Here is an 11,399-nt window from a genome sequence, read left to right as displayed (position 1 = left end):
TCCTTGCGGATCTCCGCGTTGAGGTAGCCCGCCCAGGAGATCAACGCTTCCTTGGTCGGGAAGTCCTCCGACAGGTAGCAGTACTCCTCGGAGTAATCGTCGAAGCGAGCGGCCTCTATCTCGGCCTTTGATTTGCCCTGGGCGAACGTGTCGTACAGCGGCGTGCCGCGGAACACGACGAGCGGGAAGAACGTCGCCTCGGTGAACCCGGCTTGGCGCAGGATCCGCACGGTACGGAGCATCGATTCCTTCGACTCGCCCGGCAGCCCGGCGATGAACGTCAAGATCGGCTCGAGTCCGATCTTGCGTGCCAGCAGCGCGCCCTCGAGCACGAGCTTCGAGGTCTGCCGTTTCATCACGATGTCCTCGAGGATCTCGTCGTTGAACGACTCGCTCCCGAACGCCATGTTCGAGAAGCCGGCCGCCTTCATCTTGAGCAGCGTCTCCTCGTTCACGGCGTCGGCACGGGTCTGAACGTTGTAGTCCCATCCGATGTCGGCGATCTTCTCGCACATCTCGAACAGGCGCGGCTTGCGGAGCGTGAAGGTCGCGTCGCCGAAGTAGAACTTGGGCTTTCCGACGGTGCGGTAGTTGTCCCAGCAGTACTGGACGACCTCACGCACGTAGTCGGGCGAGTGGAAACGCACCTTGCGGTTCCAGATCGTCGGGTCCATGCAGAACGTGCACTTCTCGGGGCAGCCGCGCGAGGTGACGTACGACGAGCCGATGAAGTAGTCGCCGTTGGGCTGCAGCGTCTTCAGGAAGTGGTGACGTTCGCGGATCTTGAACCGGTCGCCGGCCGAGTACATGTGCGCGAGCCGGTCGAGGTCGCCGATGCGCGGCATGTCCATGTTGTGGCCCGGCTCGCCGCCGCCGACCTGGTACGAGATCCCCATCGTGTCGAGCTTGCCGGTCTTGTGTTTGCCCTCGGCCAGCTCCGCCATCAGCTGGATGATCGTGTCCTCGCCCTCGCCGCGCACGACGATGTCGGCGTACCCGTCGAGGATCAGCTCGAACGCGTGCATCGTGGCGTAGTTGCCGCCGGTGATGAACACGGCGTTGGGCGCGGCCTTGCGCATCTCGGCGATCAGGTTCTTCACGCCCTTGACCATGTAGTAGTACGACATCGGGATCATCACGACGTCGGCGCCCTTCAGCCGGGCCGCCAGGTCGTCGCTCATCGTCTTGATGAGCCCTTCGAGCTCGTCACGCGCGGCGTCGTCGTGCTGGTGGTCGTCGGAGACCGCGAACCACCGCTCGTCCCAGTGGTCGGCGATGATGTTGACCAGGTCGTAGTCGATGCCGTGCTGCTTCAGCGCCGCGGCGATGTACAGCAGGCCGTACTCGGGGGTGATGATCGCCCGGTCGCGGTAGCTCTTCCAGAAGGGCTCCCACGAGGGGTACGGCCGCCGCACCAGGAACGAGTAGGCGAAGGTATCGCTCACCAGGACCGTCCGCATCGTTCCTCCTTGAGCTGACGCCGGCATCAGATTCGTCGCGCGAGTCTACACGCACGCTTTGAAGGGGCACGAACACGGCTCGTCGTCGATGGGTATCCTCCCCCCGTGCGCGTCGTCGTCGCTCCGAACGCCTTCAAGGGATGCCTGACCGCCAAGCAAGCGGCCGAGGCGATGGCTCGCGGCGTGAAAGCCGCGGGGGCGGACGCCGTTCTCGCTCCCGTGGCGGACGGCGGAGACGGCACCTTGGATGCACTGGTGGCCGGGGTCGGCGGAAGCGTGATGGGGACCATCGCGCGCGGCCCGCTCGGGCTCCCCGTCCGGGCGCACGTCGGGATCCTGACCGACGGGACCGGCGTCGTCGAGATGGCCCAAGCCTCGGGCCTGACGCTCGTTGCGGCGGGGGAGCGGAACCCGATGCGAGCCTCCTCCTACGGCACCGGCGAGCTCATCCGCGCGGCGCTCGCGCGTCGGCCGTCTCGGATCCTGGTCGCCCTGGGTGGCTCGGCGACGGTGGACGGCGGTACCGGGCTCGCCCGGGCGCTCGGTCTGCGGTTCCTCGACGTGGAAGGACGTCCGCTCCCCGACGGAGGCGGAGCGCTCGAGCGGCTCGCTCTGATCGACAAGACCAAGCTCGACCCCCGCGTCACCGCCACGCCGCTCGTCGTCGCCTCCGACGTGACGAATCCGCTCCTGGGGCCCGAAGGTGCCGCGCGGGTGTTCGGCCCCCAGAAGGGCGCGAGCCCCGACCAGGTCGAGGTCCTCGAGCGCGGGCTCGAACGGCTCGCCGAGCGGCTCGCCGAGGATCTGGGCGCCGATGTCGCCGGCCGGTCCGGGGCGGGTGCCGCCGGCGGGACGGGCGCCATGCTGATGGCGCTCGGCGCCGAGATCCGACGTGGCGTCGAGGTGGTCCTCGACGCGCTGGGGTTCGCCGACCGGCTGAACGGCGCGGATCTGGTGCTGACGGGTGAGGGAAGGCTCGACCGGCAGACGCTCGCCGGGAAGGCGCCGAGCGGGGTCGCGCGCGCGGCTGCGGAGGCCGGAGTTCCGTGCGCGGCGATCGTCGGCGCGTCCGAGCTCGAGCCGGCCGAGGCGGGGTTCGTCGCCATCCGCTCTCTCGTGGACCATTTCGGCGACCAAGCTGCGGCTATGTCAAAAGCCGAAGGAGGCCTCGCCACGCTGGCAGCCGCAATGGTCCGTTCGTTCGCTTCGGCCCGGTCCAGACCCTGAATCCGTCCATGATCCGCTGGTGAGGGCTCCCGGAACCGTCCTTCGCCCGGTATAATCTGACGTGCGGGGTCGGAGAATCCCCCGCCCCGAAAAGGAGAATGAGCATGAAGCTGAGCGACACCGCTGCCGTGAAGGTCAAGGAGCTGCTCCAGCGCGAGGCGCCCGAGCAGTCGGGGCTCGCCCTGCGGGTTGCGGTCCAGCCGGGCGGCTGCTCAGGCCTCCGCTACTCGCTCTTCTTCGACGACCAGATCAAGGACAGCGACCAGACCACCGAGTTCGGCGGCGTCCGCCTCGTGGTGGACAAGATGAGCGCGCCGTACCTCTCGGGCGCGGAGATCGACTACGTCGACACGCTCCAGCAGTCCGGTTTCACGATCAACAACCCGAACGCGCAGTCGACGTGCGCGTGCGGGGACTCGTTCCACTGAGTCCAAGCGCGATCTTCGAGGGGCGGCGATGAGCCGCCCCTCGTCCGTGCAAGGGTCACCCCGCGTCACCGTCATCATGCCCACCTACCGGCGCCCTTCCTCGCTCGCTCGCGCCCTCGAGGGCCTCGCGCGACAAGAGGCGGGTTTCGAGTGGGAGCTCGTCGTCATCGACAACGACGACGCACCAGGCGCCGAGGCCGTCTTCGCGGCCCGCGAGGGGACGTTCGGCGGCCGCGCGCGGATGGTCAGGGAAACCCGGCGCGGCTCGGCGTACGCCCGGAACCGCGGGATCGAAGAGGCGCGGGGGGACGTGACGGCGATGATCGACGACGACGTGGTGCCCGCGCCGGATTGGCTCGCGAAAGTGGCCGGGCCGGTGCTGTCGGGGCGCTGCTCTGGCGCCGGAGGTCTGGTGCTGCTCGACCCGTCGGTGGAGCGGCCGAAATGGTTCGACGAGGTCGCGGTCGGCGGCTACCTCGCTCGCTGGGACCTCGGCGCCGAGGAGCGTGAGCTGTCGGCGAAAGAGTTCTTCCTGACCGCCAACTGCGCGTTCGACACCGCAAAGCTGCGCGCCTCGGGCGGGTTCGAGCCGTCGCTCGGTCCTCGCGGGGGCACGCCGCTGGTGAACGACGACGCGCTGCTCGTTCGCAGGGTGCGCGAGGGCGGAGGTGAGGTTCGGTGGGTGCCCGATGCGGTCGTGTTCCACGAGCTCCCCGCCTCGCGTCTCAACCGCCGGTACTTCCTGCGTCGGGCCTACGCGCAGGGGCGTTCCGATTGGATCCTCGACCGTGAGACCTTGTCCGACCGCAAGTTCGGCGCTGCGCGCGTAGCGACCTCTTGGCTGGGGAGCGAGCTAAGGCGTCGAAGCGGCGAGGGGCTACGCCGCCCCGAGGTCGCGTTCCATGCGGTCTGCGACGTCGCGCGGACCATGGGCGCGCTGCGCGAGGCGGCGAGGATGACACTCATGCGGCGCGCGTAGCGCTACGCTTGCGCCGTCGCGGCGCGAAGTGCCCATCGACGACCGGTATCGCGAGCCCGCCGACAAGCCCTCGAACGATGCCGGCGAGCCGGTACAGGGCCGCGATTGCTCCGTACTCGTACCGCTTGCGGATGCAGTTGACGAAGTCTAACAAGCCCCATCGCCAGAGCACGTCGCGCGCAACCGCGCGCGCGTGTTGTCGGTCGGCGCGCATCAACTTCGCCAGCCGGGCGCCGGCGCCGATGCCGTAGCCGAAGTCGAGCTTCAACCGCTCCCGTTTGGAGCGCCACTGGTCGTGATGCGCGAGGATCGATGGCTCGTAGCGGCCCGGAACGCCGGAGGCGATCAAGCGATCGAACAGATCGAAGTCTTCGCCGCCCTTGAAGGGGACGCCTGCGCCGAGGAGCTCGTCGAATCCGCCGATGGATGCCAGCGCGCCGCGCCGGGCCGCGAAGTTCCCTGAGATCCCTTCGTGACGGGCGGTTCGCGGCTGATGATCCAGCGCATCGGGCGCGTCGACGAGCGCGATCGGATGCGCGGCGCCGGCCTGCTCGGGAGGGGGCAGCACCTTGCCGGTAACGAACCCGAGCCCGGGCTTCATGGCGAACGCATCACGCACGGTCTCGGCCCAGTCGGGCGCTACGGTCATATCGTCGTCGACGAATCCCACGACCTCCTGGGTCGCCGCGCGCCAGCCGGCGTTGCGGGCGCGCCCAGCGCCGGGGAGCTCGGCCTTGAGATACCGGGCGCCGACCTCGGCGGCGATCGAAACGGCTGCCTCGTCGCGCGAGGCACTGTCGACGACGATCAACTCCCCGGCGTCCCCGAGACTCTTGCGGATCGAGGCAAGGCAGCGGCGCAGCATCTCGGGACGGTCCCGGGTCGGGACGACGACGCTCAAGGGGATGCTCATGGCGGGGGAACTGTAGCGAAGGCGTCGGTCGGCGTCCGGCGCTCAGGCGCCCGGCGGGTCGAGGTCGAGGTCGGCCCAGATCGCCGTCTCGAGGTAGCCGTTCTCGTAGGGGCTCCCCGAGCCGGCGAGCATGGCGTGGCCCCGCTCGGTCAGCCGGGCCCGGTTCGCGACGGCGTCCAGGGCCGGATCGTCGGCGAGCACCCACGGCGCCATCGCGATCGTCTCGCGCTTGAGGCCCGAATAGCCGAGGAGCTTCGGGTCGTCGCACGGCGCGTCGGCGGCCGGGCTCGGCGGGCACCCGATGAAGTCCTTCGCTCCGACGAACGCTTGCGGGACGTTGCCGGCGCAGGTATCCACGCCGCCGAAATCGCATCGCTCGAAGATCACCGACTGCCCGTCGAAGGCGAGGTCGATCAGGTTGCCGACCATGTGCGGCGTGACCGCGTAGCGGATGTTCGTCACGCTCGGATCGGCGACGGCTCGCCACGCCGAGTCCATCCAGGACAGCGCCTGCCACGCGTCGGGATGCCAGCCGAGGTCGATGTAGTCCACCCAGCAGCATCCGGGGTTCGCCTCGGGCTGGAGGAACAGGTTGACGCCGCGCTGGTCGAGGCAGCGCATCCACGTCGTCCGATCCGCGCAGCCGTCGCCCGCGAACGGCTGGCCGAAGTCGTTGCCCCACTCGAACGCCGGCAGGCTGATCCCGAAGCCGATCCGTGTGGCGGCAGGCAGCGGATGCGTCGGCGATCCCTCGCCGGGAAGTGGGAACGGCCCGGTGTTCTCGAGGCTCATGTCGTTGTCGTCTGTGAGATCGAGCAGCATGCGCTCGATCGAGGTGATCGGCGTCTTCTTGGTGACGCCGACGAGGTTCGACCGCGGGTCTTCTTCGGTCAGCCCTTGCGCCGGATCGAGCGCGTACTCGCCGAAGCGAGCGGCGGCGTACGGCTCGACGCCCGGGTTCGGCGACCACATGAACGCCTTGTTGTGTACGTTGATCCCCGCCGCGCCGTCGCCCTGGTCGTCGGGGAATCCGGCGCCGCCGGAATCGACGGCCTCGTAGACGGTGGACAGATCGCCGCTGAGGTAACGGGGGAGAAGGTCGGGGTCGATGAGCAGGGCGGCGGTCGGCTTGTCGGCGACCCGCACCTCGCGGAACTCGGCCTGGTTGTTCGAAGCGACGATGTAGATGTCGTACTTCCGCGCAAGGTCGCTGAAGGTCTGCATGAATGCGCGGACCATCGTGTCGGTGACCGCAGCAAGGATCAGCCGCTGCGCGCTGGTCTGCGGCTCGCTGAGCGCGTAGTACGCGAGCTGCGGCGCGTAGGCCATCCCGACCCCCGCGAACGCTGCGATCGCTCCGACGAGGTTCTGCGGGTCCTTGACGGGGCCGGCCGCGACCGTCCGGGCGACCAGGCCGCGCGTGCCGATCCCGAGCGTCGCCAGGCCGATGTCCTCGTTGAGCACGACGACGTTCGGCTGCGTCGCCGACTTGTTCGGCACGACGTAGTCGAGGAGGAGGCACTCCATCTTGTGGAGGAAGGTCTCGTAGCTCGTCGCGTAGGAGATCTCCTGGCGGTACTGCATCGCGAACACGCGGACATCGCCCGCTGGGTCTTCAACCCCGGTGGCGTTCTGGGTGCGGTTCCCGACATGCGTCGTGCCGCAGTCGATCTGCTCGTCGCCGATACCGGGCTGGAATGTGGCCGCGACGAGCAGGCTCAGCGCCAGCGAACGAGCCGCGAAGCGTCTCACCGTCTGAGTGTGATGCGCTCGATCTCGGCGCCGCCGGCGCGCAGTGCGCGGATGGTCATCGTGGCCACGCCGCCGGAGTCGGGCGGCGCGACGTCCACGGCTAGGAGCGAGAGGTTCAGGTAGCGCTTCGCCGACCACGGCGCCAGTTCCGGCACGCGGAGGCCGCCGACGATGGTCACGTAAGACGCCGGGTAGAGCGCGAGCTGATACGCGGCCTGTCCGCCCCCGCCGGCGGTGATGTACGTCGTGCCGTCGACGGCGGGCGCTATCGTCGACCCCGACGGCGCTTTGCGGGTGAGCTTCCCACCGCGGATCGGATGCGTGCGCTCGTAGCAGTGGTTGTGGCCGTTGATCACGACGTCGACGCTGAACTGATCGAACAACGCTCCCCACCGCTCTCGCGGCCCGGCGTCGGAAGCATGCACAACGTTCGTGCAGTACGAGCAGTTGTGGTAGCCGACGACGATGAAGTCGAGCCCCGGATCGGCGCGCATCGCGGTGAGCGTTTCCCTGAGCCAGGCGTCCTGCGCTCCGCCGGTGTAACCGCGGTTCGCGGAGAGCTCGTGCGAGACGTCGTTGCCGTCGAGCGCGATGAATCCGGCGTTGGCGTACCGGAACGAGTAGGTGCTCGCCGACACGCCGTTCCCCGGAAGCACGAACCGCGAGAGGTAGGCGTCGTAGCCGAGCTCGCCGTAGCCGTACTCCATCTCGTGGTTCCCGACGGTCGTCATCCACGGCGCGCGCGCGGCCTGCGGGCTCATGATCGCGAGCCACGCGTCCCACACGCTCTGGTCGGTGAGGATCGGTACGAGGACGTCGATCGGCGGCGCCGGCTTCAGCGGGTTCCCCGTGCCGGTTCGGAACGCGTAGCAGAGGTCGCCGACGTGGAAATGGAACGCCGGGTTCGCCGCAGCGACCGTCTGCGTGGTCTCGGCGGCTCCGTCGGACACGCCCTGATCGCCGAAGGCGGTGAACGTGAAGGGAGCGATCGCTGCCGGCGCGGTGCGGAACATCTCGTCGGCGCTCTCCCCGCCGGCGTGCCGGACGCGATAGTGGTAGGTCGTGCCCGGTTGGAGGCCCGTTATCGGGACGTGGTGATAGTTCGTCGGCGTGCCGGCGACCGCGCGGGTCTCGGCCGCGAGCGTCGTTCCGTAGTTCGTGTCGAGACCGAGGTCCATGACGGCGTTCTGCACCGGCTCGGCGGTGGACCAGGAGACCGTCATCGACCGCTGCGGGTCGGCGCCGTAGACGAGATGGCGACCGGCGGGAGGTACCGCGGCGAAGCCGGGCCGCTGCCACAGGACGGGCCCGGCGACCACGGCGCCGGCGCCCAGCGCTCCGGCCTTCAGGATCGAGCGCCGTGAGACCCGGCTCCTGCCCAGGGTCTCGTGGATCTCTGCCATCGACAGGCGGCCGATGTGCTCCTGAGGGATGGAGCCGAAGGGTGTCTCCATCCGACTTAGGTTCTCGGAATGGGGGGTGATTCCCTGCCGTTCACCCGGCGGCCTTGCGGACCAGGAACGCCCAGCCGCGCTCGCGGTCTTGGCGACCGAGGTACTCGTGACGCTTCATCCGGCACCACACCGGGATGTCGACCTTCGCCCCCTCGTCGTCGGAAAGGAGCTCCAGCAGCGAGCCGGGCGGGGCCCGTTCCACGGCTTTGGCGAGGTCGATGACCGGGATCGGGCAAGCCGTCCCGAGCGAATCCACGACGAGCGGTTCCTCGTCGGCGTTCATCGGCCCGGCGCCTGGCTCATGGCCCGCACCTTCTCGACGATGCCGGGCAGCTCGTCCAGGAGGTACGAAACGTCGTCTTCCGTCGTCGTGCGCCCGAGCGACACCCGAACGGAACCGTGGGTGAGCGCGTTCATCGCGGCGAGGACGTGCGAGGGCTCGTCGGCCGACGACGTGCACGACGATCCGGAATGAACCGCGATGCCGCGAGCGTCGAGCCCGAGGAGCAGCGCCTCGCCCTCCACGTACAAGAAGCTGAAGGCGACGAGGCCGGGCAGCCGGTCGATCGCGAGGCCGTGCAGAATCGTGTCTGGGACGCGTTTCGGGAGCTCGTCGCGGATGCGATCCGACATCGCGCGAAGGCGCGGCGCTTCGGCCGCGATCTCGTCCACGCGTACCGCGAACGCGGCGGCCATCCCGGCGATCGCGGGAAGGTTCTCCATGCCCGAGCGGCGGTGGCGCTCGCGATCGTCGCCGGGGAGTGTCGGGCGGACGCGCACGCCCCGCCGGGCCCAGAGGAACCCCACGCCTTTCGGGCCGTAGGCCTTGTGCCCGGATCCCGACAGCAGATCGACGCCGAGCGCGCCCACGCTTACCGGCCGGTGACCCACCGTCATGCACGCGTCGGTGTGCATCAGCGTGCCGGCATCGCGCGCGATCGCTGCCGCCTCGGCGACGGGCTGGATCGTTCCGACCTCCTGATTGGCGTGCTGGATCGATACCAGCGCGGCGCCGCCCGCAACGGCCTCGCGCAGTGCCTCGAGGTCGACCGTCCCGGCGCCGTCCACCGGGACCTCGACGACCTCGAACCCCTCGAGGGAGCGAGCCGCTTCGAGCACGGCCGTGTGCTCGACGGAGGAGACGACGACCCGGGCCGGCCTGCGGGCAGCGACACCTGCTCGCGCACCGGCCACGATCGCCAAGTTGCAGGATTCGGTACCTCCGGAAGTGAAGACGATCTCCTCGGGGCGGGCTTCGATCGCGGAGGCGACCGACGCGCGGGCACCGTCGAGCTCGATCCGAGCGACGCGCGCCGCGCCGTAGAGCCGCGAGGGGTCGGCGAAGACCTGCCCGGCGACCCGCGTCATCGCCTCGAGCGCCTCCGGTAACACCGGCGTCGTGGAGGCATGGTCCAGATAGACCTCGCGCACGGGACGAGTATAGGTCGCGGCCTCGGCGTTGACCTGGGGCGATGTTGGAGTTTCCCGCTCTCACGGGGATATCATTCCGCCTCGCGATGCCGGCCTTTGGGAAGACTCCGCCCCGAGGAACCCGAGAGTCTTCCCTCGACCCTCGCGAGGCTCCGAAGCGGTTCGAGGGACGCCGCTCGTGCGACGTGTGCGGCACCCGGCTCTCCGCCTACAACGAGGGACCCGGCTGCTGGCGGCACAGCGTCGTCGTGCCGTGGCGAGGGCCGTCTGGGAAACCGAAGCTCGACTGAAGAGCGTAGAATGGTGATGCGGTCGCGATCGGAAGCGTTCATCGCGGCCGCTTCGCACGGTGCAGGGACGCGCGGCGGGGCCGCGGAAGTAGGAGGAGATGGCGAAGTCCGCTGAAGAGCTCCACAGGGTCGTCATCCGGTTCGCCGGCGATTCTGGGGACGGGATGCAGCTCACCGGCGACCGCTTCACCAACGTAAGCGCCATCCTCGGCAACGATCTTTCGACGTTGCCCGACTTCCCGGCCGAGATCAGAGCGCCGGCCGGCTCGCTGTTCGGCGTATCGGGCTTCCAGATCCACTTCTCGGACGAGGACATCCTGACGCCCGGCGACCAGCCGAACGTGCTCGTCGCGATGAACCCGGCCGCACTCAAGACGAACCTCGGCGACCTGCCCCAGGGCGGGATGCTGATCATGAACGAGGACGCGTTCACCGAAGGCAACCTCAAGAAGGCCGGCTACAAGTCCAACCCGCTCGAGGACGGCTCGCTCGACGGCTGGCAGGTCTACAAGGTCAAGATGACCACGATGACCGTCGAGGCGACCAAGGGCATCGAGGGCATCACCAAGAAGGACGCCGAACGCGCGAAGAACATGTTCGCGCTCGGACTCGTGTCGTGGATGTACACACGGCCGACCGAGCCGACGATCGTGTGGATCAACAAGCGCTTCGCGAAGCTCCCGCACATCGCCGAGGCGAACGTCGCCGCGTTCAAGGCCGGCTACAACTTCGGCGAGACCGCCGAGCTGTTCGCCCATCAGTTCCAGGTCAAGAAGGCGAAGCTGCCGCCGGGGACGTACCGGAACATCACCGGCGCGACCTCGCTCGCGTGGGGCCTGATCGCCGCCGCGCAGCGCGCGGGGATCCCGCTCTTCTACGCGTCGTACCCGATCACGCCGGCCTCGGACCTGCTGCACGAGCTGTCCAGGCACAAGAACTTCGGCGTCCGCACGATCCAGGCCGAGGACGAGATCGCCGCAGCCGGGATGGCCGTCGGCGCGTCGTTCGCCGGAAACATCGGCGTGACGGGGACCTCGGGACCCGGGCTCGATCTCAAGGCCGAGACGATCGGGCTCGCGTTCCAGCTCGAGCTGCCGATGATCATCGTCGACGTGCAGCGGGCGGGCCCGTCGACCGGGATGCCGACCAAGATCGAGCAATCCGACCTGATGCTCGCGATGTACGGGCGGCACGGCGAGTCGCCGCTGCCGATCGTCGCAGCCTACACGCCGGCGGGGTGCTTCGAGGCCGCCGTCGAGGCGGTGCGGATCGCGATCAAGTACCGCACGCCTGTCATCCTGCTGTCGGACACGTTCTTGACCAACTCGGCCGAGCCGTGGCGCCTCCCCGACGTCCACGATCTGCCGGATATCCCCGTCGAGTTCGCCAAGGAGCCCAACAAGGACGGCGAATTCTGGCCGTACCTGCGCGACGAGAACCTCGCGCGGCCGTGGGCGATCCCCGG

General features: G+C 68.9%; 10 protein-coding genes. 4 read left to right on the top strand and 6 right to left on the bottom strand.

Annotated elements, in window-relative coordinates; translation table 11 throughout:
- Nucleotides 1-1,460: radical SAM protein (locus tag WEB06_01825; protein ID MEX2554352.1), on the bottom strand; the 1,460-nt coding region annotated here is incomplete at its 3' end.
- Between the two features lie 105 nt (nt 1,461-1,565).
- On the opposite strand from WEB06_01825, the gene WEB06_01820 reads away from it, so the two are divergent.
- The 3 genes from WEB06_01820 (at nt 1,566) to WEB06_01810 (ending at nt 4,094) form a co-directional block, all read left to right on the top strand.
- Nucleotides 1,566-2,687, top strand: coding sequence for a glycerate kinase (locus WEB06_01820; protein ID MEX2554351.1), 1,122 nt, complete (start codon nt 1,566-1,568; stop codon nt 2,685-2,687).
- 98 nt (nt 2,688-2,785) lie between these two features.
- Nucleotides 2,786-3,115 (top strand): iron-sulfur cluster insertion protein ErpA, encoded by a 330-nt coding sequence (erpA, locus tag WEB06_01815; GenBank protein MEX2554350.1) that lies wholly within the window; start codon nt 2,786-2,788, stop codon nt 3,113-3,115.
- 28 nt (nt 3,116-3,143) lie between these two features.
- On the top strand, nt 3,144-4,094 hold the full coding sequence (locus WEB06_01810) for a glycosyltransferase (protein ID MEX2554349.1): 951 nt from the start codon (nt 3,144-3,146) through the stop codon (nt 4,092-4,094).
- Here WEB06_01810 and WEB06_01805 read toward each other — a convergent pair.
- The 5 genes from WEB06_01805 to WEB06_01785 are packed head-to-tail and all read right to left on the bottom strand — an operon-like array spanning nt 4,078 to nt 9,644.
- Nucleotides 4,078-5,007: a glycosyltransferase gene (locus WEB06_01805; protein MEX2554348.1), complete on the bottom strand. Its 930-nt coding sequence runs from the start codon at nt 5,005-5,007 to the stop codon at nt 4,078-4,080. The two genes, WEB06_01810 and WEB06_01805, sit on opposite strands and share 17 nt — an antisense overlap.
- Nucleotides 5,008-5,049: 42 nt before the next feature.
- Nucleotides 5,050-6,759 carry a hypothetical protein gene (locus WEB06_01800; GenBank protein ID MEX2554347.1) on the bottom strand — a complete coding sequence of 570 codons (1,710 nt, stop codon included), beginning with the start codon at nt 6,757-6,759 and terminating at the stop codon, nt 5,050-5,052.
- Nucleotides 6,756-8,213, bottom strand: a complete 1,458-nt coding sequence (locus WEB06_01795; GenBank protein MEX2554346.1) for a metallophosphoesterase family protein — start codon at nt 8,211-8,213, stop codon at nt 6,756-6,758. The genes WEB06_01800 and WEB06_01795 overlap by 4 nt, the downstream gene beginning before the upstream one ends.
- Nucleotides 8,214-8,253: 40 nt before the next feature.
- The gene (locus WEB06_01790) at nt 8,254-8,496 is read right to left on the bottom strand and encodes a sulfurtransferase TusA family protein (protein ID MEX2554345.1); all 243 of its coding nucleotides are present in this window, start codon (nt 8,494-8,496) and stop codon (nt 8,254-8,256) included.
- Nucleotides 8,493-9,644: a cysteine desulfurase family protein gene (locus WEB06_01785; protein MEX2554344.1), complete on the bottom strand. Its 1,152-nt coding sequence runs from the start codon at nt 9,642-9,644 to the stop codon at nt 8,493-8,495. Before WEB06_01785 ends, WEB06_01790 begins: the two co-directional genes overlap by 4 nt.
- A gap of 388 nt (nt 9,645-10,032) precedes the next feature.
- On the opposite strand from WEB06_01785, the gene WEB06_01780 reads away from it, so the two are divergent.
- Nucleotides 10,033-11,399, top strand: a 1,367-nt coding sequence (locus WEB06_01780; GenBank protein MEX2554343.1) for a 2-oxoacid:acceptor oxidoreductase subunit alpha, incomplete at its 3' end; no start/stop codon positions are given.

The sequence above is a fragment of the Actinomycetota bacterium genome (genome assembly GCA_040905475.1).
Classification (GTDB): Bacteria; Actinomycetota; AC-67; order AC-67; family AC-67; genus DATFGK01.
The sequence above is the reverse complement of the archived record's forward strand: the minus strand, read 5'-3'. Positions and strand labels throughout refer to the sequence as shown.